This is a genomic window from Novosphingobium sp. SG720 (assembly GCF_012275365.1).
GTDB classification, from domain to species: Bacteria; Pseudomonadota; Alphaproteobacteria; order Sphingomonadales; family Sphingomonadaceae; genus Novosphingobium; species Novosphingobium rhizosphaerae.
On the sequence record NZ_JAAZQN010000001.1, the window covers coordinates 1,998,426 to 2,022,019 of the forward strand.

Here is a 23,594-nt window from a genome sequence, read left to right on the forward strand (position 1 = left end):
CATGAGAAGTATACGCATCGGTGCCGGGGCCGGCTTTGCCGGAGACCGGATCGAGCCGGCCGTCGAATTGGTCGAACGGGGCGAACTGGATTACCTCTGCTTCGAATGCCTGGCCGAACGCACCATCGCACTGGCGCAGCTTGCGCGGCGGCACGATCCGGCCGCCGGCTATGATCCCCGGCTGGCGCGGCGGATGCGTGCGGTGCTGGGCCCGGCCATGGCCCGCGGCGTGCGTATCGTGTCCAACATGGGGGCGGCCAATCCCTTGGCCGCCATGAACGCCGCGCTCGACGTGGCGCGCGAGATGGGCCTGGGCGGCATTCGCATGGCGGCCGTGCTGGGAGACGATGTCCTGACCAGCATTGCGGGCCAGGATCACCCGCTGGTCGACCGCGAAGGTTCCCTGGCCGATCTGCAGCCCATTTCGGCCAATGCCTATCTCGGCGCCTTTCCCATCGCGCGTGCCCTGGCCGAAGGCGCGCAGGTGATCTTCACCGGCAGGGTGTGCGATCCTGCGTTGTTCCTGGCGCCGATGATCCATGCGTTCGGCTGGGCCGAAGACGATTGGACCAGGTTGGCGCGAGGGACGGTGGTTGGCCACTTGCTGGAATGCGCCGGGCAACTGACCGGAGGGTACTTTGCCGATCCGGGTTACAACGACGTGCCCGGCCTGGCGCGGCTGGGCTTTCCGCTGGCCGAAGTGGGCGAAGACGGCAATGCCGTGCTTACCAAGGTGGCCGGCACGGGCGGGCAACTGACGCTCGCCAATGCGCGAGAGCAGGCGATGTACGAAATCCTCGATCCCGCCCGCTATCTGCAGGCCGATGTTGTCGCCGATTTCACCACGCTCCAACTGGCCCAGGCCGGGCCCGATCGCATTGCGGTTTCCGGGGTTACCGGCCATCCGCGGCCCGAAACCCTCAAGGTATCCGTCGGCTATGAGGACGGCTTCGTCGGCGAAGGGCAGATCGCATATGCCGGGCCGGGCGCGGCGGCGCGTGGGCAACTGGCGCTCGATATCGTGGCAGAGCGGCTGGCCTTGCTGGGCCTGCCGCTCGATGAAGTCCGCTACGACCTCATCGGTGTGAACTCCGCCAATGTCACTGGCCGGGCGCCAGATCCGGCCGAAGTGCGCGCGCGCGTTGCCGCTCGCTGCGCGGACCGCGCCATCGCGGCGGAAATCGGCGCGGAAGTGGAGGCGCTCTATCTCAACGGGCCCTCGGGCGGCGGCGGCGTGACCACGACGCTGCGCGAAGTGGTGGCTGTTGCCTCCATCCTCATCGGGCGCGAGACGGTGACGCCTTCCATTGTCCACGGGGTCAGCTGATGCAGCTGCGTGACCTCGCCCATGCCCGCACCGGCGACAAGGGCGACACTTCCCAGATCTGCGTCTTCGTGCGCGACGCTGCCCAGTTCGCGCGGCTCGAAAGGCTGCTGAGCGCCGAACGGGTGGCCGCGCACCTTGCAACGCTGCGACCCCTGCGGATCGAGCGCTTCGTGCTGCCCAATCTGGGCGCGGTGAATTTCGTGTTGCACGGGGTGCTCTCGGGCGGCGTCACGCGCTCGCTGGCGCTCGATGCCCACGGTAAGACGCTGGGCGCGCAACTGCTGGATATGGAGATCGACGATGCGTAGCGCCCTTCTGCTCGGCGGTGCCCTGCTGGCCCTTGCCTCTGGCGCGCAGGCGCGGGTCACGGCCATCCATGTCGAGACACGCACACCCGCTCCGCTCACGCCCGGAGAGCGCCCTTACGAGATCATCACCGGCACGTTCGAGGGCGATGTTTCGCCCCAGCGCGATGCGATCATCACCGATATCGCGCAAGCGCCACGCCAGCCGAATGGCCGGGTGGCCTATAGCGCCACCTTTGCCATCGCCCGGCCGCTCAAGGGCGGCAGCGGCGTGCTGTTCTACGATGTTCCCAATCGTGGCAATGGCAAGGTTGGCCCGGACGAAGATGGCCACATCCGCGTGATCAGCGGTTGGCAGGGCGATCTCGCCCCGGCGCCGGGCGTACAGACGGCCACCGTGCCCACGGCCAAGGGCCTCACCGGCCTGGCCCTTGCCCGCGCCACCGATCTGACAGGCAGAACTTGGGGACTGACCGGCGGCATTGGGCGCCCGGTGCCGCGCCCCCTGCCCGTTGATCTCGACCCGGCCCATGCCCGGCTCTATCGCCAGGGCAGCGATGCCGCCCCGTTGCAGCCGATCCCGCCGGATCAATGGGCGTTTGCCGATTGCCGCGCCGCGCCCTTCCCCGGCACGCCCGATCCGGCGCGCATCTGCCTCAAAGGTGGGTTCGATGCCGGCCAGGCCTATACCCTGGTCTACCAGGCGCGTGACCCGCTGGTGCTGGGCATCGGCTTTGCCGCCACGCGCGATCTCGTCGCCTTCCTGCGCCATGCCCGAACCGATGACCATGGCACGCCCAATCCGCTGGCCGGGCAAGTTCGCTGGAGCGTGGTCAGCGGCACGTCGCAATCGGGAAATTTCGTCAAGAGTTTCATCAACCTCGGTTTCAACCAGGATGAAACCGGCGCGCGGGTATTCGATGGCGCCAACCCCAATATCGCCGCGCGGCAGGTGCCGCTCAACTTGCGCTTTGCCGTGCCCGGCGGGGCGGCCACCCTGTTCGAGCCAGGCAGCGAGGGCACCCTGTGGTGGACGCGGTATGCCGATACCTTGCGCGGGCGTGGGCGACACAACCTGCTCGACCGCTGCTCCGCCACACACACCTGCCCCAAGATCATGGAGACGTTCGGTTCTACCGAGCTGTGGGGGCTGCGGCTTTCTCCGGCGCTGGTAGGCACTGATGCGCGGGCGGACGTGCCAATTGCGGCCAACGTGCGCCGCTATTACTTTCCCGGCGTGACCCATGGCGGCTCCTACACCGGGGGCATTTCGCTCGATGGTGACAAGCCCTGGCCTGGGGCACCGGTCTGTGTGCTGCCCAACAATCCCAATCCCTCGCTGCCCACCATGCGCGCGCTGCTCAAGCGCCTGGTGCAATGGGTCAGCACCGGCCGGCCCCCGCCACCCAGCCAGTATCCCACGTTGGCCCACGGCGATCTCGTCGCGCCAACGGCCGCCACTATGGGCTGGCCAGCCATCCCCGGTGCGCCGGTGCCGGACGGCAAGTTGAACGACCTGCTCGATTACGACTATGGCCCCGGTTTCGATTATCCCGATCTATCCGGGGTGATCACCCGGCAACCTCCGGCCATTCGCCGCACCATTCCCTCGTTGGTGCCGCGCGTGGATGGCGATGGCAACGAATTGGGCGGCGGGGTGCCTTCGGTCCAGCACCTGGTGCCACTGGGCACGTATCTTGGCTGGAACGTGCTGGCCCATGGCTATGGCGCAGGGGGCCCATGCGGGTTTGCCGGTGGTTTCATTCCGTTCGCCGTCACCCGCGCCGAACGCCTGGCCAAAGGCGATCCGCGCCCCTCTCTCGAAGAACGCTATGGCACGCATGCCGGGTTCGTCGCGCGGATCAAGGCCGTTGCCGCAAGGCGCGTAAAGGAAGGCTGGCTGCTGCCTGACGATGCCGCGCGCCTGGTGGCCGAAGCCGAGACCAGCCCGGTCCTGCGCAAGCCTTGAACGGAACCGATCAGGTCCGCACGCGCCCATCGGCGCCACGAACGATATGTTGGCCTCGTTGACGGTGGACAGGCAATCGATGAGGCCACCACAATGTTCGGCCACCCGCGCGGCATAGCGGGCGAACAGTGCGCTCCCGCCTCATTCCCGGCAAACAGACGACGATGCGCTTTCGCCGTCGCCGGCCCGCGCATGGGGCCATTGCGGATAGGGGCACAACAGGCGGGTTCGGCCCGGCCATGGGCTGTCTTCGCCCGCCGTGGCCGTGATTGCCTTGGGTGCCACACCCTTTTCCCGCCAGGCGACCAGCGAGGAGAAGATGTCAAAGCGATCGGTGGCGGGGCCACCGCGACCGTGGTTCATGCCCGGCACCGCGTAGAAGCGGATGAACCGTGCCGACTTGCCATGTTCGTGCCGATCCACGGCCGCCAGCCAACGGATCGTGTCCAGCACGGAAAAGACCGGGTCGCTCACGCCATGGAACAGGATGATCTTGCCACCGCGACGGTAGAACGGCGAAAGATCAGTGGCATCGGCGTGCATGAAATCCACCGGCGCTTCGTGCAGCGCCCCCCATGGTACATGCGCCGCGCGATAGGCCTCGTCGATGTCCGCGCCAAGCGCATAGCGGGTGAGCGACGTGACGTTATCGGCCACATCGAGTGGCGGGGAGCGGAATACCGCCGAATTGCTGGGCGCACCAAGGCGCAGCAACGCGCCGTTGTTGATGGGAGAGGCATAGGAACCCATTTTCCAGATGCGCCATCCTTGGGTTACGTCATTTGCCGTCTTTGCGCCGATTCCGGCATCCCACGCCCAGTCGGAATAGATTGCCTTGCCATCGCGGGTGTGCGGCCCACCCATCACCCGCCGCAGGGCCGCGACCTGCATGGGCAGCAGGCAATCAGGCGTCTTTTGCGCCGGGTCATCGCCATGGCACGTGACCTTGGCGAGTTCGGGCACGACACGCGCCGTGGTGCAGGCGGTGAAGTGCTCGATCATGCCATCGGTGCGCCCGTCCAGGCTATCGCAGGCCTTGAGGATCGCCCCTTGCGCCAGCAGGATGTCATCGTCGCTCATCGCCTTGTTGACGAGCGGCAGGCCATCGCTGCCGACCTGGCCCATGGCCTTGGCCACGGCAGCAAAGGCCTGTCCATCCCAAAGCTGCGCGATGGAAGCGTGGGCAAGGTGGAAACCTGGATACCCGATCAAGGCGGCATCGAATTCCTGCGGGAACCGCTGCACCGCCATCATCGCTTCCTGGCCACCCTTGGAACCGCCGACGAAATAGGTGAACGCAGGCGCGCGGCGATAGTAGGCACGGATCAGCGCCTTGGCCGCCTTCACCACGGGGCCGATATAGCCAAAGCCATAGTTGTGGCGCGCTTGCGCATCGTGGCCGAACGTCACCACGCCCTGGCGCGCGGGATCGGTGTTGACCGCATTGTCATGCCCGGAATCCGAAGAGACGACGGCATAGCCCTGCCCCAGCGCGGTTACGCCTGGCTGGCTGGAAAAGCCGCCCGCCGCATCGCCCAGGTTGCCGTCAGACCCGCCACCCCCTTGAAACACGAAGCGGCCGTTCCACCCCGCCGGCAAGCGCACGTGGAACTTGATGGCATACGTCTGCCCATTGGCACCGGCGCGCTCCTGCATCTTGCCTATCACTTCGCAATGAGCGGGCATGGCCGGCGTGGATGATGCAGGCCGGCCTTCCTCTGCGGGGCGCGCTTGCGCAGGCGTCGCCTCGCGAAAGGCGGCAAGCGACAGCGTGGTGGACGCATCGGGAAAGGCCACCCTGGACAAGGCGGCGCAATCCTGCGCGGACGAAACGGGCGCGGCCTGCGCGGGGCTGGCCCAGGCCAGCAGCGTTGCCAGTGTCAGCGGGCCCATTGCCAGATCGTGCTTCATCGCCGCTCCTTCGCTCTGTTCTTGATCGCTATTGGGTTATGCTAAATAACACGGTCCGCGCAGGGCAACCGCCGGCGCCCCTCTTGCCCAGGCCGCATCAGATCGAGATGGACATTTCCATGGACAATCCGTTCCTCGCCTATCCCGGCTATCTTCTGCGCCGCGCGGCGAGCAGCCGCCTGGCACAGTTGTCGCAGCATCTCGAACCCATGGGCGTGGGCGTTTCGGAAGGCTCGATCCTGGTTCTGATCGGCCGCAATCCGGGCCTGTCGCAGGCGGAATGCGGGCGTTTGCTGTCGATCAAGCGCCCCAACCTCAACCCCATCATCCGCCGCTTCGTCGAACGCGGCCTGGTGGTGACCAGCCCCGGCCGCGGGCGCATCCAGACGTTGAACCTCAGCCCCGCGGGCAAGGAACTGGCCACCCGCATCGTGGCTGAATTCTCTGCCCACGAGGCGCGCATCTATGCGTCGGTGCCAGAGCATCTGCGTGCCGAACTGGTTCCCTTGCTGCGGGCGCTGTGGTGCCCGCCTTGATCGGCTGCGCCGACAGGGCATGAGCCCTGCCGGGACAAGCCAAGCCATCAGAACGTCTTGCTGAGGCGCACGCCATATTCGCGCGGCGCGCCATAGAGTTCGTTCTTGCCGTTCTGCCCGGCCACGTAAAACTTGTTGGCCAGGTTGGTGCCATAGACCTCAGCCTTGAAGGTCCCCATGTCGAGCGTGATACTGCCCTGGAGCAGGCCACGCGCGGCAATCAGGTCGGTAGAGGCCTGGTAGGTGGGATAAGCCCACTGCGAACCGATATAGGCATAGCCCAGGCGCGGGGTCAGCGTGCGATCCCCACCCAGTTCGATGCGATAGGCTGCCGAAACGTTCCACGTCCACTTCGGACTATAGAGGTTGGGCCCGCCCGCGGTGCTGGTGATCACATAGTTGAAGCAGCCCGTGCCCACCGTGCCGGGGGTGCCGGCCGGGTTGCACTGCGGCGTGTTGACGCCCGCCGGGATCGCCCACTTGTTGACCAGCGACAGCGCGCTGAGCGAACTGTCGACAAAAGACAGGCCGCCATCGACCGACAGGGCATCGAACTTGCCCTGGAAGCTGGCCTCGAAGCCCTTGATATCGGAATTGGCGAGATTGACCACGCCGCTCTGCCCCGACAGCGGGTTGATCACGTCCATCTGGAAGTTGTTATACTTCATGTAGAACGCGCCGATCTGCGTCTTCACGCGGCGGCCGAACAGGGTGGACTTCCAGCCCGCTTCGTAATCCCATACCGTTTCCGGGGCGAACGTGCCGCCCGGCGGATTGATGCCTCCGTTCTTGTAGCCGCGCGCGGCAAACACGAAGAGCAGGTTGTCAGCGTCGGGCTTGAAGTTGAGCGCCAGCTTGCCGGTCATGCGGCCATCGCCTTCGCTGCCGGTCTGCGGCACCAGCACGGTGGCGCCCACCGGCGGGGTGGACAGGACCTGGTCGATTGTGGAGCCGGCCGCCGCGCGATAGACCGCGCCAAAGCCATCGACGTGGAAATGCGAATAGCGCAGGCCTGCATCGACCGAGAACTTGGGCGCGATCTGGTAGCTGGCCTGGCCGAACACGCCGAGCAGGACCTTGTTGGTCATCGGCTGGGGCAACGTGGTGAACGCCCCGTTGGTGCTGTTCCAGTTGCGCAGATCGATCTTGTTGCGCTGGGCATAGCCACCCAGCACATACTTGAACGCCCCACTATCGGGCGAGATGATGTTGATTTCCTGGCTATAGACCCGCTCGCGCACGTTGTTGGCGCCAACCACCTGGTTCTGCACTTTGCCCAGCGCGGCGAGCGCCGGATAGGTGGACCAGTTGGTGGGATTGATCGAGCTGGCGTCGGTTTCGGTCACCGCCGAGAGGCGCTTGTTCTGGTACGCGGTAACCGAGCGCACGGTCAGCCCGCCGTCGAACTGGTATTTCGCCTCCAGCACCGTGGCGAACGCGCGCTCGAAATTGGCGATCGGCGAGTCATAGCTGACCGTCCAAGGGGTGTTGGTGCGGCCCACGACATAGGGATTGTTGGCCAGCGTGGTGTTGATCGGCTGCAGTGCGAAGCCGCCGGTGCGGCGCTGCACCGCTTCCACTTTCAGGTTGGCCTGGAACCCGCCGGTCTTGAACAGCGCCTGCACGCGGCCGTCGATCTCGTTGAGCCGCTCCGGCTGGTTCTTGGCCGGCCCGACATCCTTGAACCAGGCATCGTGGCGGTTGAACAGGCCAGAAGCGCGGATGGCGAAATTGTCGCCCACCGGCAGGTTCAGCGCCCCGTTAATGCCGGCATTGTTGTAATTGCCATAGTTGGCTGCGGCATAGCCACCCAGCTTGCCCAGTTGCGGGCGCTGCGTGGTGAGATAGACGGCGCCACCGGTCGAGTTGGCGCCCGAAAGCGTGCCCTGCGGTCCGCGTAGCACTTCGGCCCCGGCCATGTCATAGAACTGGCCGTTGGACACGATCGGCGTCTGGAACACGCCGTCGATATACGTGGCAACACCGTTGGTCACCTGGGGCGAGGCAGAGGCCAGGCCGATACCGCGGATGTTGAAGCTGTCGGTGATACCCGAGCGCGAAATGGTGATGCCCGGCGCGGCGGTCTGCAGATCGAGTGCACGGCTCACGCGCTTTTCGGCCAGCGCTTCACCCGAAAGCGCGGTAACCGCGATGTTGACGTTCTGAACGCTCTCGCGCCGGCGCTGCGCGGTCACCACGATGTCTTTCACGCCGGGCTCGGTCGCGACGGCGGCCGGCTCTGTCGTTTCCGCCGCGAAAGCCGTTATCGATGAAAGGGCCGAGCTGCTCAGCAGCGCAAAAGCCACCAAAGGTTTCACTCGAAATCCGGTCATATTCCCTCTCCACACCTGCAGCGCGTTTCGCGCCTTCAAGTTATGTTATATAACATATGATGGAGCTGATCCAGTGGCCTGTTGTGGCGCACGAAAGAGATTTTCATCTGTGGCTGCGCGGCAACACCTGCGGGTGGAAACGCGCCAGCGGCGGCCAACGCTCAATGCACGCGCAGCAGCTTGTCCGGGTTGCGGATGACGTAGATCGCCTGGATCTCTCGATCCACGACCAGCAGCGCGGTGGTTTGCAGCAAGCCGTCGGGTTCCCTGGTAATGAACCCCGGCAGCCCGTTGATCACGGTAAAGCGCACGAGTTCCGACGGGACACGGCGCAACCGCGCCAAGGCCATCTGCGCGCGCAGATATTCGCTCGCGCCGTGCAGCACACGCGCCACCGACGGGCGCTTCCCACCGCCATCGGAATGGAACTGCACGTCCTGCGCGAGCAGAGCGCTCAATCGCGCCACGTCGCCTTTCTGGGATGCTTCGAAAAAGGCGATCGCGATGGCCTTGCCTTGGCCGTGATCGATCGGAAAACGTGGGCGGGCATCGCGCACGTGCATCCGGGCACGCCGGGCGAGTTGGCGGCAAGCCGGCTCGTCCCGGTCGAGGATGAGGGCGACTTCCTCGAAGCTTTCCCCAAACACGTCGTGCAGCAGGAACGCCGCCCGTTCCAGCGGGGAAAGCCGTTCGAGCGCCAGCAGCAGAGGCAAGGTCACATCGTCGTCCAGCGCTTCGTCCACGGTCGGCTCGGGCAGCCAGGGCCCGATATAGCGCTCGCGCTGAACGCGCGCCGATTTCAGGTGATCAAGGCACAGCCGTGTGACGATCCGGCGCAGGAAGGCTGCCGGCGTGGCCACCTGGCCATGGTCCACGGCCTGCCAGCGCAGGTAGGCTTCCTGCACCACGTCCTCGGCATCGGCCATCGTGCCCAGCATGCGGTATCCTGATGCCTGGCCAACGCACCTGAGTTGGGCAGGCCTGCTCCTGCCTTTGCTGGCAAAGGGCGGCGGCCGCGTTTCGCTCGACAACCTGCTGCGACACAAGTCCAGGCTGGCGCATGCCAAATAACGGCGATGGGCCTTTGAGTAGCTCTTATTTTCTAGCAAAGTTTCGTCTCCCCATTTAAACGCGAGCGCGTCCGGCGCCGGACCTGTAAAACCCGCGACGAAGCCCGGCAGGACGTGTTTGATTGCGTCGAGATGTTCTACAACCCGGTGCGCAAGCTCGCCAAGATCGGCATGCCGTCCCCCGTCGAGTTCGAACGGCAACAGATCCTGACAAACAAAAGGCGTCTACAAAACTAGGGGCTATTCAGTATGCCTCAGTTCACCTGGCTCGCTGTCCCTTCGGCGCGCTGCTTTATAATAGCCAGAATATTGCTCTGAATGTCGCCCAACAGAATTTCGCCCCAAAGCTGCGCGTATAGATTGACGTGCGTCTTGGCGATGTAATGCGTCCGCAGGGTCAGCAACGTCCGGTTCGCGGCCAAAGGGGTCAGCGTATAATCGCCGGTATCGATCTTCAGGAATTGCCCGTCAGGTGCAATATGCCGGTCCGTGTAGTCCTGGAGCGAGCTGTTGATGAAGGCAAACGACCATCCAAGCCGCCGTCCCGGTTGCCATTGGATGATCCGCTCCTCGAAATTGATGTGATCACCCCAATAGGCGGTGCGGATGGCGCCCACGCCATACCCACTCATTGTGGTTGCACGCGGACGCGGCAGGCGCAGCATGCTTTGCGTGAAATTCCATTGCCCTTCGTCGCGTCCAATATGCGCATTGGCTACGGCAAATGGCCAGACTTGCGCGGGCGCAGCCTCGATCACGATCGAGCGGGTGAGCGTGACCGGCTGCTCTGTGATCGGGATCCGGCTTTCCACGCTGCCACACATCAGCGGCAAAAAGAGCAGCGAAGCCTGAAATCGAGCCGGATGAGCCCGCCCTTTGCGCACGCGACGCAGGATGTAGACGCCAAGCCAGCCAAAGGCCAACCAGATGGGTGCCAGCATGACAAGGCAGATGACGCCCTCGCGCAGGAATATTGCCGATCCTGCGCAGACAATCGCGCCGAACACCGGCGGCACTGAAAGGTAAAAGGACCGTGGTCTCTCCAGCGCGGGATCCCCGACATAGCAGATCAAGGCGCAAAGATAGGCTGGCAGAACGGCCAGGAACCACAGGCTGGCAAAGGCCACGCTGTTCGCCTTGCTGGCGTTTATCAGGATATAGGCGCTGAACGCGATGGCCAGTGCCAGCGTGAACCCCGCGAGGATGCGTCCGCGATAGAATGGAGCATCGGTCATAGTGCAAACTCCGGTTTGGCGACCATCAGCCAGAAGATGGCGATGACGCCGACAAAGGCAGGCCAGCCCAAGGCGAACCACCAGCGCGCCAGGCGATGATAGTGCCGGGGCAATTCGGTCCCGTCTGGCGTGGCTTCGGCGATGCGGCGCATGGCGATCTGAATGGCCACCACCGGCAGCCAGCAAGCCCCCACCAGGATGTAGAGCACGATGGCGGCTACCAGCCATGGCGTGGTCAGCGGAAAGCCGGCCAGATGGGCCAGCCATACACCTGTCACCGGCTGCACAATGACGGCGGGCGTGGTGAACAGCCAATCGGCCAGTTCGACATTGCGGTTCACCACGCGTCGCGCCGCAAGCACACCCGAACGGTTGGCCATCCAGCCGTGAAACGCCGTGCCAAGGCCAGTGCCGAACAGCAGCGTCGAACTGAGGATATGGATGGTTTTGAGAAGCAGGTAATCAGGCACGGAGCTTTTCCATCGCGTTAATGGCGAGAGACAGGCCGAGGACGGCGAGGTTCTTGACCAGGGCTCCAAAGGGATCGCCCCAGAGTTCGGGCGCGATGGCGGCAAGGATCAGGCTGTAGGCAACCATCAGCGCGACCCCCACCAGTGCGGCCCCGCGGCAGCGCAGGATCAAGGCAAGGGCAACCGTCATGTCCGCCAGCGATCCGGCCCAGACGGTGCCAATCGCGGCCTCCCCCGTCAGGCCGAGGCGGGCCAACAAGTGGGTGTTGCGCCCCATGGGCGTGAGCAACAGTGGCACCAACCCACCGGCCAGCCAGACGGCCGCCAAAAGCCCGCGCAGCGCAGGCTCCATCGGCACCAGGCGGGCGGCCAGCACATCGCCGTGCGTCGCCGGATGAGCGGCCAGGAATTGCGCGACAGGTTGCGGCAAAAAACCCAGTGCAGTCACGAATGGCTCCACCGGCGCGGCATTTCCTGCCTCCAGCATCGTGAGGCTGTCGCGCGTCACCGGGCCGATGCCCAGAGAGGCGACGGCCCGGAGCATCCAGCGCGGCACCGGCAGGCTGCTGGCCACGCCAAGGCCCAGCCAGTGTCGCAGAATAGCCATCAGGTCCAGGATACGCATCGGTTGGGGCCCCACCGCATCCACCACCAAGCTCATGGGTAGTGGTCGCTGCAAAAGGCGCCAGATCGCATCCACAAGATCAGCGATGGCGATGGGCTGCACCATGCCGCCGCCTATGTCGGGCATGAGCGGCAAGGCGGCCAAGGCGCTGAACAAGGCCGTGCTGCCCCCACCCCGCCCCACCACCAGCGAAGGGCGGACAATGGCCCAGCCCAGGTCCAGCTTGGTCAAGTGCTCGTCCGCTGCGCGCTTGCTGCGGTGATAGGCGGTGGTGCCCTCGCTGGCACCGAGCGCCGAAATTTGAACCACCCGCGCCACGCCCGCACGTGCGGCGCCATCGAACAGGGCGATAGCGCCTCGGGCATGGACGCCATCATAGTCCGCCCCGGCAGCCAAGACGCCTGCGCAATTCACCAGCGCATCATGGCCACACAACCGCTCGGTCCAGACAGTTGCATCGTCCCGGGCAAGATCGCAGGCAATATCTGCGCTGCGCCGCCCAGCCACCGTCACCGCGCAGCCTTCGGCGCGCAGCCGCCCGGCCAGATGCCCGCCGATGAAGCCACCGCCCACGATCATCACACGCATCGCGGCTTCCTCAATCCATGTTTGGCTGTGGGACACGCCGCCATACGGCCAGGCCCAGTGTAACGGCATGGGCGGGCTGCGAGGCAGCAATCGGGATCAACATGGTTGGCTCCTTTCCCGAGCTGCGGCCGGGATGACCGCGTCATGCCCCCGGCTTCGCAACTGGCATGCCAATTGCGAAGATTGCCGGAAAACCGGGACTTTTGCCGGTGAAGACCTCGTGCGAATGTAAACGACGTGAACGGAAACGCCTGCTATGCTGTCAACGATGGATACAGCCCTTGGCATCATGGCCTATGTCGGCGCGCTGGGCCTGACCGCACTGGCTAGCTTGCTGCTGGCAGGCTTTGTCGCGGCCAAGGCGCGTGGTTTGCCGGGCGCATGGACGCTGGTGATATTCCTGTGCGGAGTGGCGCTGTGGAGCCTGGCCATGGCCGCTCCGGCGATGCTGGGCGCCAGGGCAGCGCCCTTTACGCTGACCGTGATCGCGCTTTCGCCATTGCCAGCCGCAGCCTTCGTGCATCTGGTATTCGCCTTCGCGCTATGCGGTGCGCTGCGACCGGTGGCTTGGACCAGTTATGGCGTGGCGTGCCTGGCAGTGGTCGCAGGCATTTGCCTGGGCGTGGGACGAATCGTACCCTGGCATGGCTTTGCGGGGGCCTTTGCGCCCTCGCTGGCGGGCTGGGGAGTGCTGGGCGTTACGGCGGTGCTGTCGGTGGCGGGCCATGTCCGCCTGTTCCTGACATGGCATCAACAGAGCGGGCTGCATCGCGATCAGGCCGGCGCTGTGTTCGTGTCGAGCGGGATAGGACTTCTCGCGCTTACCGGCTTTGCTTTCCCCGCGCTGGGGATCGAGGCATATCCCTGGCCGGTGCTGGCGCTGCCGCTCTATTCGGTGGCCCTGGTCTATGCGGTGCTGCGGCATCGTTTCATGGCGGGCGATGTATGGGCGCGGCGGGGCTTGGCGTGGATCCTCCTTCTGGCGGGCGCGGGGGGCGCGGCAGCGCTGATCGCCACTTTGCCACTGGCGCTTGCCGGTCGGCCAGAGGGCTTTGTGGCGACATGGGCGGCCTTGGCGGGCGCCATGGCGCTTGGGCTTCTGGTTATGGCGCCGCTCAAGCGGCTGACCGACCGGCTGGTATTCCCAGGCACCCAGCTGGATGTGGAGCCATGGCGCGATGCCCTGGCGCAGGTGGCAGACGAGCAGGCGCTGGGCGAACTGGCCAACGCCATGCTGCGCCAGCACCTGGGCCTTGCCGCCGATGGGCCAGGGTTGGCGGTGAAGGGAGAGGCCGTGACGCTGGCCGGATGGGACGATGCACCCGCCGCGCTGCGCCACACCGCCGCCCGCATCGCCGCGCTGGTGGAGGAAGCCGCTCGCCGCCTCGCCAGCGCACACCGCATGGTGGAAGCAGAGCGCGAAGCGAGGCTCGCGGAACTGGGGGCGTTGGCGGCGACGATCGCGCACGATCTGCGGAACCCATTGGGCATTGTGCAGATGGCAGCCACCGGAGCCCCACCCGAAGTGCGCATGGAGATTGGCGAGCAGGTGGGGCGCATGAACGCGCTCGTCACCGACATTCTGGATTATGCGCGGGCATGGACCATTACGCCGCGCCCCATCGAAATGGCACCTTATCTGTCCGGATTTGGCGTGCCGGTGGATGTGCCCGATGGCATGATGCTCCACGCCGATCCTGCCGCCTTGCGCCGTGCTCTGGCCAATCTGGTGGACAACGCTAGGGCGATGGGCGGTGACTGCATGATCATTGCCGATTGCCGCAGCATCGAGATTTGCGACAACGGCCCCGGCATCGCGCCTGAGATCGCCGAAAGCCTGTTCAAGCCCTTCGTTTCGCGCCGGGCCGGAGGCACGGGCCTCGGCCTCGCCATCGTCCGCCGTATCATGGAGGCGCATGGCGGCACTGCCACGCTGGCCCGGCGCGAAGGGTGGACCACCTGTTTTCGCCTGACATTCGGGCCTGATTTGCGAGAGCGCCGATGATCCTGCTGGCCGATGATGAACCCGCCTTTCAGCGCCTGACTGCAGGCTGGTTGCGCACGCAGGGACATGAAGTGACCACGGTGGGCGATGGCGATGCCGCGCAAGCCGTCTTTGCGAAGCAGCGGCCCGATGTCGTGCTGCTCGATCTGGCGATGCCGCCACATCACGATCCGCAAGCGGGCATTGCGCTGATCTCCGCCTTTGCGCCTGCGCCGGTGGTGGTGATGACCGGTCACGCTGATCAGGCACTGGCCATGCAGGCGATCGAGGCGGGCGCCTGGGATTTTCTCGCCAAGCCGGTCGATCCCGATCTGCTCCGGGTCGTCGTCGCCCGCGCGGTAGAACGGGCGAGGCTTGCGCAGGAATTGGCCCTGCTGCGCGCGCGGGATGAAGCCAGCGAGGACATGGGCCTGATCGGGCAATCCCCGCCAATGGTCGCCCTGCGCGCGCTGATACGCCGCGTCGCCCCTACCAACATGCCGGTCATGGTACTGGGGCCCAGCGGTACCGGCAAGGAACTGGTGGCGCGCGCGATCCACGCTACCTCGCCCCGCGCCAAGGGTCCCTTGGTCCCGGTACATTGCGGGGCGGTGCCGGCGGACTTGCTGGAAAGCGAGTTGTTCGGCCACCTGAAGGGCAGTTTCACCGGTGCCCATGCCGACCGTGCTGGCCTCGTCGAAGTGGCCCATGGCGGTACGCTGTTCCTGGATGAGATCGGCGAGATGCCGCCGGCCATGCAGGTCAAGCTGCTACGCTTCCTGGCCGATGGTACTTATCAGCCGGTTGGCGCACGCGAGATGCGCAAATCGGATGTGCGCATCGTCGCTGCCACGCATCGCGATCTTGCCGCCGCCGTCGCCGATGGCGTGTTCCGCGAGGACCTCTATTATCGGTTGAAAGGCCTGGTGCTGTCCACGCCAAGGCTGGACGAACGCGGGGCGGACAAGGCGTTGCTGGCGCAGATATTCCTTCGCCGCGCAGCACCCGGCATCAGCTTTGGCGTCGCCGCATTGGAGTGGATCGCCCAGCGCACCTGGCCTGGCAACGTGCGTGAATTGCGGGCAGCCGTGGAATGTGCAGCGGCCTTGGCGCAAGGCACTGCGATCAGCGTCGAGGACCTGGCCTTTGCCACCGGTGGAACCGCGCCCGTTACCTTGCCCGCCGCGAATGTGACCCTGGAAGAGGAGGTCGCCGCGTTGGAGCGCCGCCGGATTATTGAATCGCTCGAGCGTACCGGCCACAACCATACCCATACCGCCCGCGACCTCGGCCTCTCGCGTGTCGGGCTGCTGAAGAAAATGGACCGCATGGGATTGCGGTAGGCGCCGCCAAGCACGACACTCATGCTCCTCACAAGGCACGCGAACCGGTCATATGCTCACCGTCATGGCAGAGCGTTGGCATGCCAGGGCTTGGGACCTTCCTACCGTACCCAGCGCTTTCGGCAATCGACTGCGTTGCGGAGAACAGCGGGCCTGCCACTGTTCGCCGGTGAACGACAGCGAGCAAATCTTTCAAGATGCTTTGGGTGCAGCCAGCGGTGCGGCAATCTTCGTTTCGCAGAAAGGGGCAATGAGAGTTTTGTTCAATTGCCCAACCAATCGGTGATGATCTCGCCGCGATGCCCCTCTGGCGCCAGTGCGGCGCGCAGCGCTTCCAGCAGAGGCGGCAGAGCCTGCGTGAAGGCGTAGGGCGGGTTGACGATGAAAAGGCCAGCGCCATTATAGATGCCGGGCTGATCGCGATCGTATAACCAATGCTCCACCGTCAGAAATTTCGGGATGTTGAGCTTGCGCAACTGCTCCTTCCACCGCGAATGCGTGGCACGGTCTTTCAGCGGATACCAGATCACCATCACACCATGCGCCCATTTGCGGTACGCTGCGGTGAGAGCGGCGATGATCCGCGCGCGTTCGTCCGTCTGCTCATAAGGCGGGTCGATCAGCACCACGCCGCGAGGTGTTCGGGGCGGCACCATCGCCAGCCAAAGCTCGTAAGCGTCTCGCTCATGCACGGCAGCGGATGTATCACGCATCGCGCCGCGCAGGGTATCGACGTCCTCGGGATGTTTTTCGTTCAAGATCAGGAGATCCTGCGGGCGCAGCAACTGCGCCAGAATCCGCGGTGAGCCGGGGTAAAGGTGCAGTTCGGACCCAACATTCACCGCCTGAACGGCGGCACGGTAGGGATCCAGCAAGGGGTTCGGGTCGGCAAAGGCCCGTAGCACGCCCTGCGCGGCTTCCCCGGTGCGTTGGGCCTGCTCGCCGTCAAGGTCGTACAACCCACAGCCGGCGTGGACGTCGATCAGGGTCAGCGCACTCTGTTTTTGCTGCAAAGCCCGCACAAGGGCGATCAGCAAGCAGTGCTTCACGACATCGGCGCTGTTGCCAGCGTGGAAGGAATGGCGATAATTCATTGTAATTCAGTATCCTGACGATCTGCCTCTAGAGGAGTTGCAGGGCGCAGGTGCCGCGTGCGAGGCGATTGAAGTGACCAATCGGGTGCTCCTATAATGTCAGGCGGAAACCTTCAACGCACTTCTACGCGAGGCTTCAAGCCCGCGTTGGCGATCGTCACCAGAGGCGTAGGAGGCAAGGCTCGATCGGCAGACACCCCGGCAGCACAACGGGGGCGGCGCCATGCAGGGCGCTCCGTGTCGATGCTGCTGCCCCCCTGATCCGGGTCAACATGCGCGCCGGCCAGTTTCAAGCGGCATCGGCGAACAGCACCAGGACCGCGCGCGAACCGCGTCAAGCCTTGAGCGCATCCGGGTTGGACAGCACGATCCGGCGCATCACCGTGCGCAATGCGGTGTCGAGTTGGGCGCGGTCTTCGCTCGACAGATCTTCCAGCCATTCCTCGTACATGTGCGTGCGTTCCTCACGCACCATGGCGTAGATCGCCTTGCCTTCGGGCGTGAGCGAGATCAGGCTGCTCTTGCGGTTGCGCGGATTAGGATCGCGCTGGATCAACTGCCGCGATTCGAGTGCCGCCACGGCACGGCTCACCTCGGAACGATCGACAAACGCCGCCTCGGCAATTTCGGCCGCGCTACACTGCTTCATCAGTTCGACATGCGAGATCACTCGCCATTCCGCCAGCGACATGGCCGCGCGATCGCGCACGTGCTGCGAAGTGACGCGGTCGATCATCTTGGCAAGCAGCAGGATGCGGTAGGGCAAGTGGCTCGGCCCGAAAAGCTGCCAGCGGCGCTCTGATACCGCCAGCATGGCGTGCCCGTCCCCCTCCACGAAGGAGCTGTCGCTCGCGAGGAGCGCGTGGCTGGGATTTTCGCTGGCGCTGTCCGTATCCATGCCGATTGCCATAGCCAAAAGATTGCCCCTTGTCATGCCGGACTTGTGGATGTATCAACAACTGACATAGTGAGAAATCAACAACTCACAAAATCACCCAGGAGAGGATCGCTTGGCCGAATCCCAACCCCCTGCGCCGGCACACCCCCCGGTGTCGGCGCCCCCCTTTGCACCCGACCATCCGTTTGCGCCGCGCTGCGAATTTGCCTTCACCATTTCAATCGATCTGGCGGGCCTGCGCTGGATCGAACCCTCTGCCATTGGCGATACCCGCGCCGCGATCTATGCGGCCAACGGCACGATCGAGGGGCCGCGCCTCAATGGCCGTGTCATCCCCATGTCGGGCGGTGACTTTCCGTTGCAGCGCCCCAATGGCGTGATCGATTTCGATGCGCGCTACTTGCTCGAAGCCGATGATGGCGCGGTCATCTATATGCAGAATCGCGGCTATCGCTGGGCGCGCAGCCCTGAAATCGCAGCGCGCATGGCGCGCAACGAGGATGTGGGCAGCGATGACTACTACATGCGCGTGGCGCCGCGATTCGAAGCGCCCGAGGGGCCGCATGCGTGGATGAGCCAGCACGTGTTCATCGGCGTGGCGGAGAAAATACCCAACGCCAACCGCATCCATTACTTCGTGGTGCTGTGATGGACGCGGCCGCGTTTGCTCCGCTGATGCGCCCCGGCAAGGATCCCCATACCGCGCCGGGCAAGCCCCCCCTGCCCCCGCGCGACCATGCGATCGAGCAGGACGCCGGGCTGGCGATCGAGCGCAACGTGGCGATCCCGCTGCGCGATGGCGTGCACATTTATGCAGATGTCTATCGCCCGGCAGGGTCGACCGGCCTGGCAGACCTGCCCTGCCTGCTATCGTGGAGCCCCTATGGCAAGCACGCCCGCAGCAACCGGGTGTTCTGGCCGCATTCGGGCGTCGATCCTGCTTGGCTTTCGCCGCTGACCCCGTTCGAGGGCGCCGATCCTCTCGCCTGGTGCCCGCGCGGCTATGCCGTGGCAGTGGTGGATCCACGCGGTGCCTGGCTTTCGGAAGGTGATTTCCACCACAACGGCGCGATGGAGGCGCAAGATTGCGCCGACACCATCGCCTGGCTGGCCGAGCAGCCGTGGTCGAACGGCAAGATCGGGATGACCGGGGTTTCCTACCTCGCCGCGATCCAGTTCTGGGTCGCTGCGCTGGCCCCACCCGCCCTAGCGGCGATCAATCCGTGGGAAGGCTTTACCGACTGGTATCGCGAATTCGCCTATCATGGCGGCATTCTCGAAACCGGCTTCCTGCCCCGCGCATCAGACAACATCGCCTATTCGCTGGGCCAAACCGAAGACACCTGGGCCAATGCCCAGGCCCACCCGCTTTACGATGCCTTCTGGCAAGGCAAGGAAATCGACCTTGGCGCGATCCGCACGCCGGCCTGGGTCGTGGCAAGCTGGTCGGACCACGGGCTGCACACGCGCGGCACGCTTGAAGCGTTCAAGGCCATTGGCAGCCCGCAAAAATGGCTGACCGTGCACGGCCAAAAGAAGTGGGCCAACTATTACCGCCCCGAAAGCCAGGCCGGGCGCGAGGCGTTCTTCGATCACTTCCTGCGCGGCCACGAAACCAGGCTGCCCGCCTGGCCGCGCGTGCGGATCGAAGTGCGCGATCGCCACGATGCCGCCGTGTGGCGCGATGAAGCCGAATGGCCGCTCGCTCGCGCCGTGGCGACACCGCTATGGCTCGGCGCGGACGGAGGGTTGCACGAGGCTGTGCCGGAAGCGCCAGGCAAAACGGCTTATGACGCGCAAACCGGCAGCGCGGTGTTCGAGCATCGCTTTGCCGAAGATACCGAGATCACCGGCCATGCCAGCCTGCGGCTGTGGGTGGAGGCCGACGGCGCCGACGACATGGACTTGTTCGTTGCCCTGCAAAAGCTTGACGCCACAGGGGCGCCGGTGGGGCAGACGTTCTATGCCTTTTTTGAAGACGGCCCGGTTGCCCTGGGCTGGCTGCGTGCCAGCCATCGCGCCACCGATCCGGCGCGCAGCACGCCGCTTCAACCGTTTCATTTGCACACCACCGAACAGCGCCTGAAACCCGGCCAGATCGTGCCGATCGACATCGAAATCTGGCCATCGTCCACTCGCTTTGCTGCCGGGGAAAGCCTGCGCCTGGTTATCCAGGGGCGCGACATCCCCGACAAAGGCCTACCCCGCCTGCCTTTTGCGGCCCACGCGCAGACCCGCAACGCCGGCCGCCACGTGCTGCACCTGGGCGCAGCGCACCCGTCGCACCTGCTGCTGCCGGTCGTGCCGGCCAGGGAGGACTAGCCCATGGACAATGCCGACGATCTTGCGCTCCATGCCGAGCACGCGTTCGACATCCGCATCAATTTCGACAAGCGCTGGGTCTGGCCCGTCTCGGGCGGAGCCAGCGCCGGCTACACCTCGGTGGGCGCTGGCTGCACCGTTTCCGGGCCGCGGCTCAACGGCCGGCTGGTTGATTTCAGTGGCGCGGATTGGCCGGTCGTGCGTGCCGATGGCGTGGTCGAACTCAACGCGCACTACATGATCGAGGCTGACGACGGCGCCCATATCTATATCCACAACCGTGGCTATGTGCATGGCCCGCTGCGCCTGCCGGGTATGGCCGAGGACGCGCCGCCAATCCCGCGCTATTTCCGTTGCACCCCCTATTTCCGCGCCCCGACCGGGCCGCACGAATGGCTCAACCGCAGTGTGCTGATCGGTGTCGGCGCGCGGCGACCGCACGTGTCGCCCGGCGATCCGCCAGACCATTCGCTGTTTCGCTACTACCTCGTGCGTTGATCGGGGCCGGCCACCGGCCCGCCCCCTTCCGCCCGAGCATCGTCATCATAACCACAACCCCGAACATGCAATCGGGGAACCAGAGAGGACGCCATCATGAAGGGTAAGACTGCCTACGCTTCCGCCCGCCACGCCAGGCTGCTCGCCAGTGCCGCGCTTGGCCTTGCGGCGATGCCATCGCTTGCGTCGGCGCAAGATGCGCCCGCCGCAACACCGGTCCCTGCCGCCGATCAACCCACCAGCGCCGAACGCGCCGAAGAACAGGCAATCATCGTCACTGGCTCGCGCCTTGCCAACAGCTCGTTCAACGCGCCCACCCCGGTCACTACGCTGGGCACCGAGCGCCTGCAAAAGATGGGCGCGACCAACATCGGCGAGGCATTGGCCACCCTCCCCTCGTTCCGCGCGTCATCCTCGCCCTCCAATTCGACGGTGGGGTCCAACATCAGCCCGGTCAATGCTGGCGCCCGCATCGCCGATCTGCGCGGGCTTGGCCAAAGCCGCACGCTGGTGCTGGTCGACAGCCGGCGCTTTGCCCCCAGCACGTCGACCGGCACGGTCGATCTCAACCTCATCCCGACGCTGCTGATCGAGCGGGCCGATATCGTTACTGGCGGCGCCTCGGCGGCCTATGGCTCCGACGCGGTTTCGGGGGTGATCAACATCATCCTCAACAAGCATCTCGAAGGGGTGCGCAGCAATTTCGAATATGGCGTGACCGATCGCGGCGATGGCAACAATTATGTAGCCCAGATCGCCGCCGGCACCAGCTTTGCCGATGGCCGCGGCCATGCCGTGTTTGGTGCCGAATACGACAAGGATCTGGGCGTGGGCGGGTGCTATACCCGCACCAACTGCTCGAACGAGGTCGGCAACCTGACGCAGACCGCTGGCGTCAACGGGCGGCCCGCCAACAACATCGCCTATAACGTACATACCGCGACGCTCACACCGGGCGGGTTGATCACCGGCGTCGTCAACGCCGCCGGCACGCGCTCGGCCGCGCGCGGTGGCCCGCTGGGCGGCTTGCAGTTCGACGCCAATGGCAACGCTGTGCCGTTCTCGTATGGCCAGAATGCCGGCGCTTTGTTCATGGAAGGCGGCACCGGTGCCGGCCTCAACAGCTTCTTCGGCGATCCGGCACTGTCGATCCCGGTCACCCGCTACAACGCCTTCGGCCATTTTGAGTACGAAGCCTCGCCCGCCTTCACCGGCTTTATCGACATGAGCTATGGGCATGTCGCCGGCTATACCAGCGGCCCCGAAGTGCGCGATGGCGGTTTTCCCGGGAATGGCAGCCTGATCAAGATCGACAATCCGTTCCTGCCCGATGCGATCAAGCAGACGATGCAGGCCAACGGCATCACCGGGCTGGTCATCGGCAAGCTGGGTACCGATTTCGGGCAGATGAACAGCGTGTCCAAGCGTGACACATTCCGCATCGTGACGGGGGCCAACGGCAAGCTCGGCGGCAACTGGGCATGGGATGCCTATGTCCAGTATGGCGTGACCGATTATACCCAGTCCACCGTCAACGATCGTATCACCGCCAATTATGCCAAGGCGATCGATGCCGTGGCCGATCCGGTCACAGGCAAACCGATCTGCCGCGTTGCGCTGACCGATCCCAATACCGCATGCCGCCCGCTCGACATTCTCGGCCAGGGCCAGTTTTCGCCCGAGGCCAAAGCCTATGCCTTTGGCACGACTTACCAGCACACCCGGTTCAGCCAGTGGGCAGGTGCCGGCAACGTGCATGGCACGCTGTTCGAAGGCTGGGCCGGGCCGATGACCGTGGCCACTGGGGTAGAAGCACGGCGCGACCAGTTGTCCATCACCGTCGATCCGATCTCGGCGGCCAACGGCTTTTACGTGTATAACGCGACGCCCACGCGCGGCCATGTGACCGTGATCGAAGGTTATGTCGAAGCCGGGCTGCCGCTGCTCAAGGACAGCCCGCTCGGCCGTAGCCTCGACCTCAATGGCGCGATCCGCCGCACCCATTACGACACCGCCAACCTTACTGTATCCAACAGCTTCAACGCCACGACGTGGAAGATCGGCGGCACCTATGCGCCGATCGACGGTGTGCTGCTGCGGGTCACGGAATCCCAGGATATCCGCGCGCCCAACACGGCAGAGCTGTTTACCACCCCGGTAACCGGCGTGGGCGCGCTGTCTGACACCAAGACCGGCTCGCAGGTGTTCGCGACGATCTACACCGGCGGCAACATCAATCTTCACCCGGAAAAGGCGCGCACGTTTACAACCGGGATCACGCTGCAACCTTCAGGCGCGCTGCGCGGGCTGCGGCTGTCGGCGGATTACTACAAGATCAGCATCCGCGATGCGATCGCCACCTTGGGCGCCCAGGTCATCGTCAACACCTGCAACACCACCGGCGCTGCCGATATCTGCGGGCTGGTGACGCGCAACTCCAGCGGCATTCTCCAGTCGGTGTCGGTGCTCTACCTCAATCTCAACCGCCAGGATCTCAAGGGCCTGGATTTCGAAGCCAGCTATCACACCAACCTCGGCGCGGAATCTGCACTCGATCTGCGCGCGCTTGCCACCCACACCATCAAGCTGACGAACAGCGCGGTGCTGATGCCGGGCACGACCACGCCGGTCAACCGCGCTGGCGACAACGGGCTCAACGGGGTGCCATCGTGGGTGGTCGACGGGTTCGCCTCGGTGACACTGCGCCGCCTGACGCTGAACCTGCAGGGGCATTTCATCTCGGGCGGCAAGTACGATGCGTCGCTGATCGGACCGGAAGACCCGGGTTACAACGTCAACCTGGTGAACAGCATCAACATCAACCGCGTGCCGTCCCGATTTTACACCAATATTGGTGCCAGCTTCGATCTGATCAAAAGCGGATCACGCACGCTTCAGGTCTATGGCAACGTCACCAACCTGTTCGACGTGATGCCGCCGCCATTGTGGAACGGCAATAACAACTCGGTCTATTACGACGTGATCGGCCGCCGCTATCGCGTGGGCGTGCGCTACAACTTCTGACCGATCCAGCCGGTCGCGGCAAACGGGGGCCTGCCGGCAGGCAGGCCTACACCCGCCCTTTT

The 23,594-nt window shown here is 64.9% G+C and carries 17 protein-coding genes and 3 pseudogenes; 12 read left to right on the forward strand and 8 right to left on the reverse strand.

Translation table 11 applies throughout. From position 1 onward, the window contains the following. Position 1 precedes the first annotated feature (1 nt). From FHW94_RS08905 to FHW94_RS08915, 3 genes are read left to right on the forward strand one after another with little or no spacing between them, the layout of a single operon-like run. Positions 2-1,327 carry an acyclic terpene utilization AtuA family protein gene (locus tag FHW94_RS08905; protein ID WP_168555270.1) on the forward strand — a complete coding sequence of 442 codons (1,326 nt, stop codon included), beginning with the start codon at positions 2-4 and terminating at the stop codon, positions 1,325-1,327. Next, positions 1,327-1,635: a hypothetical protein gene (locus FHW94_RS08910; protein WP_168555271.1), complete on the forward strand. Its 309-nt coding sequence runs from the start codon at positions 1,327-1,329 to the stop codon at positions 1,633-1,635. Before FHW94_RS08905 ends, FHW94_RS08910 begins: the two co-directional genes overlap by 1 nt. Then, complete coding sequence (locus FHW94_RS08915) at positions 1,628-3,601, forward strand: alpha/beta hydrolase domain-containing protein (protein ID WP_168555272.1); 1,974 nt, start codon at positions 1,628-1,630, stop codon at positions 3,599-3,601. The genes FHW94_RS08910 and FHW94_RS08915 overlap by 8 nt, the downstream gene beginning before the upstream one ends. 141 nt (positions 3,602-3,742) lie before the next feature. On the opposite strand, the gene FHW94_RS08920 is transcribed toward FHW94_RS08915, so the two are convergent. Further along, on the reverse strand, positions 3,743-5,512 hold the full coding sequence (locus FHW94_RS08920; protein ID WP_168555273.1) for a tannase/feruloyl esterase family alpha/beta hydrolase: 1,770 nt from the start codon (positions 5,510-5,512) through the stop codon (positions 3,743-3,745). A gap of 119 nt (positions 5,513-5,631) precedes the next feature. On the opposite strand from FHW94_RS08920, the gene FHW94_RS08925 reads away from it, so the two are divergent. Continuing rightward, positions 5,632-6,048 carry a MarR family transcriptional regulator gene (locus tag FHW94_RS08925; protein WP_168555274.1) on the forward strand — a complete coding sequence of 139 codons (417 nt, stop codon included), beginning with the start codon at positions 5,632-5,634 and terminating at the stop codon, positions 6,046-6,048. 47 nt (positions 6,049-6,095) lie between these two features. Here the strand turns inward: FHW94_RS08925 and FHW94_RS08930 are convergent, their stop codons facing one another. Next, entirely contained in the window at positions 6,096-8,381 is a 2,286-nt protein-coding gene (locus FHW94_RS08930) for a TonB-dependent receptor (RefSeq protein ID WP_168555275.1), read from the reverse strand. A gap of 161 nt (positions 8,382-8,542) precedes the next feature. Continuing rightward, positions 8,543-9,325: pseudogene (gene sigJ, locus FHW94_RS08935) on the reverse strand (RNA polymerase sigma factor SigJ); the annotation flags it as partial. On the opposite strand from sigJ, the pseudogene FHW94_RS23205 reads away from it, so the two are divergent. Both FHW94_RS23205 and FHW94_RS08940 read left to right on the forward strand, forming a co-directional pair. Continuing rightward, positions 9,324-9,452: pseudogene (locus FHW94_RS23205) on the forward strand (DoxX family protein); the annotation flags it as partial. The pseudogenes sigJ and FHW94_RS23205 sit on opposite strands and share 2 nt — an antisense overlap. 56 nt (positions 9,453-9,508) lie before the next feature. After that, positions 9,509-9,688 (forward strand): annotated as a pseudogene (locus FHW94_RS08940) (IS3 family transposase); the annotation flags it as partial. Positions 9,689-9,705: 17 nt separating this feature from the next. On the opposite strand, the gene FHW94_RS08945 reads toward FHW94_RS08940, so the two are convergent. The 3 genes from FHW94_RS08945 to FHW94_RS08955 are packed head-to-tail and all read right to left on the reverse strand — an operon-like array spanning position 9,706 to position 12,369. Then, complete coding sequence (locus tag FHW94_RS08945; RefSeq protein ID WP_168555277.1) at positions 9,706-10,686, reverse strand: hypothetical protein; 981 nt, start codon at positions 10,684-10,686, stop codon at positions 9,706-9,708. Beyond that, entirely contained in the window at positions 10,683-11,156 is a 474-nt protein-coding gene (locus FHW94_RS08950; RefSeq protein WP_168555278.1) for a DUF2269 domain-containing protein, read from the reverse strand. The genes FHW94_RS08945 and FHW94_RS08950 overlap by 4 nt, the downstream gene beginning before the upstream one ends. Continuing rightward, on the reverse strand, positions 11,149-12,369 hold the full coding sequence (locus FHW94_RS08955; protein WP_168555279.1) for an SDR family oxidoreductase: 1,221 nt from the start codon (positions 12,367-12,369) through the stop codon (positions 11,149-11,151). The genes FHW94_RS08950 and FHW94_RS08955 overlap by 8 nt, the downstream gene beginning before the upstream one ends. A 268-nt stretch (positions 12,370-12,637) precedes the next feature. Between FHW94_RS08955 and FHW94_RS08960 the strand changes: the two genes are divergently transcribed. Continuing rightward, positions 12,638-14,374 carry a sensor histidine kinase gene (locus FHW94_RS08960; RefSeq protein ID WP_246865936.1) on the forward strand — a complete coding sequence of 579 codons (1,737 nt, stop codon included), beginning with the start codon at positions 12,638-12,640 and terminating at the stop codon, positions 14,372-14,374. After that, positions 14,371-15,696 carry a sigma-54 dependent transcriptional regulator gene (locus FHW94_RS08965; protein ID WP_168555280.1) on the forward strand — a complete coding sequence of 442 codons (1,326 nt, stop codon included), beginning with the start codon at positions 14,371-14,373 and terminating at the stop codon, positions 15,694-15,696. Before FHW94_RS08960 ends, FHW94_RS08965 begins: the two co-directional genes overlap by 4 nt. Positions 15,697-15,959: 263 nt before the next feature. Here FHW94_RS08965 and rlmJ read toward each other — a convergent pair whose 3' ends face one another. Continuing rightward, positions 15,960-16,790, reverse strand: coding sequence for a 23S rRNA (adenine(2030)-N(6))-methyltransferase RlmJ (gene rlmJ / locus FHW94_RS08970; RefSeq protein ID WP_168555281.1), 831 nt, complete (start codon positions 16,788-16,790; stop codon positions 15,960-15,962). A gap of 334 nt (positions 16,791-17,124) precedes the next feature. Continuing rightward, the gene (locus tag FHW94_RS08975) at positions 17,125-17,688 is read right to left on the reverse strand and encodes a MarR family transcriptional regulator (RefSeq protein WP_168555282.1); all 564 of its coding nucleotides are present in this window, start codon (positions 17,686-17,688) and stop codon (positions 17,125-17,127) included. A 151-nt stretch (positions 17,689-17,839) separates the two neighbouring features. On the opposite strand from FHW94_RS08975, the gene FHW94_RS08980 reads away from it, so the two are divergent. The 4 genes from FHW94_RS08980 (at position 17,840) to FHW94_RS08995 (ending at position 23,532) form a co-directional block, all read left to right on the forward strand. Continuing rightward, the gene (locus tag FHW94_RS08980; RefSeq protein ID WP_168555283.1) at positions 17,840-18,337 is read left to right on the forward strand and encodes a DUF3237 family protein; all 498 of its coding nucleotides are present in this window, start codon (positions 17,840-17,842) and stop codon (positions 18,335-18,337) included. After that, positions 18,337-20,010, forward strand: a complete 1,674-nt coding sequence (locus FHW94_RS08985) for a CocE/NonD family hydrolase (RefSeq protein ID WP_168555284.1) — start codon at positions 18,337-18,339, stop codon at positions 20,008-20,010. Before FHW94_RS08980 ends, FHW94_RS08985 begins: the two co-directional genes overlap by 1 nt. A 3-nt stretch (positions 20,011-20,013) precedes the next feature. Continuing rightward, the gene (locus tag FHW94_RS08990; RefSeq protein ID WP_168555285.1) at positions 20,014-20,508 is read left to right on the forward strand and encodes a DUF3237 domain-containing protein; all 495 of its coding nucleotides are present in this window, start codon (positions 20,014-20,016) and stop codon (positions 20,506-20,508) included. Between the two features lie 96 nt (positions 20,509-20,604). Next, the gene (locus FHW94_RS08995) at positions 20,605-23,532 is read left to right on the forward strand and encodes a TonB-dependent receptor (protein WP_168555286.1); all 2,928 of its coding nucleotides are present in this window, start codon (positions 20,605-20,607) and stop codon (positions 23,530-23,532) included. Positions 23,533-23,594 lie beyond the last annotated feature (62 nt).

Excerpts from the sequence above, each read along its gene's own strand:
- FHW94_RS08905 (WP_168555270.1), top strand. The coding sequence starts at position 2 with ATGAGAAGTATACGCATCGGTGCCGGGGCCGGCTTTGCCGGAGACCGG.
- FHW94_RS08910 (WP_168555271.1), top strand. The coding sequence starts at position 1,327 with ATGCAGCTGCGTGACCTCGCCCATGCCCGCACCGGCGACAAGGGCGAC.
- FHW94_RS08915 (WP_168555272.1), top strand. The coding sequence starts at position 1,628 with ATGCGTAGCGCCCTTCTGCTCGGCGGTGCCCTGCTGGCCCTTGCCTCT.
- FHW94_RS08920 (WP_168555273.1), bottom strand. The coding sequence starts at position 5,512 with ATGAAGCACGATCTGGCAATGGGCCCGCTGACACTGGCAACGCTGCTG.
- FHW94_RS08925 (WP_168555274.1), top strand. The coding sequence starts at position 5,632 with ATGGACAATCCGTTCCTCGCCTATCCCGGCTATCTTCTGCGCCGCGCG.
- FHW94_RS08930 (WP_168555275.1), bottom strand. The coding sequence starts at position 8,381 with ATGACCGGATTTCGAGTGAAACCTTTGGTGGCTTTTGCGCTGCTGAGC.
- FHW94_RS08945 (WP_168555277.1), bottom strand. The coding sequence starts at position 10,686 with ATGACCGATGCTCCATTCTATCGCGGACGCATCCTCGCGGGGTTCACG.
- FHW94_RS08955 (WP_168555279.1), bottom strand. The coding sequence starts at position 12,369 with ATGCGTGTGATGATCGTGGGCGGTGGCTTCATCGGCGGGCATCTGGCC.
- FHW94_RS08960 (WP_246865936.1), top strand. The coding sequence starts at position 12,638 with ATGGATACAGCCCTTGGCATCATGGCCTATGTCGGCGCGCTGGGCCTG.
- FHW94_RS08965 (WP_168555280.1), top strand. The coding sequence starts at position 14,371 with ATGATCCTGCTGGCCGATGATGAACCCGCCTTTCAGCGCCTGACTGCA.
- rlmJ (WP_168555281.1), bottom strand. The coding sequence starts at position 16,790 with ATGAATTATCGCCATTCCTTCCACGCTGGCAACAGCGCCGATGTCGTG.
- FHW94_RS08975 (WP_168555282.1), bottom strand. The coding sequence starts at position 17,688 with ATGGATACGGACAGCGCCAGCGAAAATCCCAGCCACGCGCTCCTCGCG.
- FHW94_RS08985 (WP_168555284.1), top strand. The coding sequence starts at position 18,337 with ATGGACGCGGCCGCGTTTGCTCCGCTGATGCGCCCCGGCAAGGATCCC.
- FHW94_RS08990 (WP_168555285.1), top strand. The coding sequence starts at position 20,014 with ATGGACAATGCCGACGATCTTGCGCTCCATGCCGAGCACGCGTTCGAC.
- FHW94_RS08995 (WP_168555286.1), top strand. The coding sequence starts at position 20,605 with ATGAAGGGTAAGACTGCCTACGCTTCCGCCCGCCACGCCAGGCTGCTC.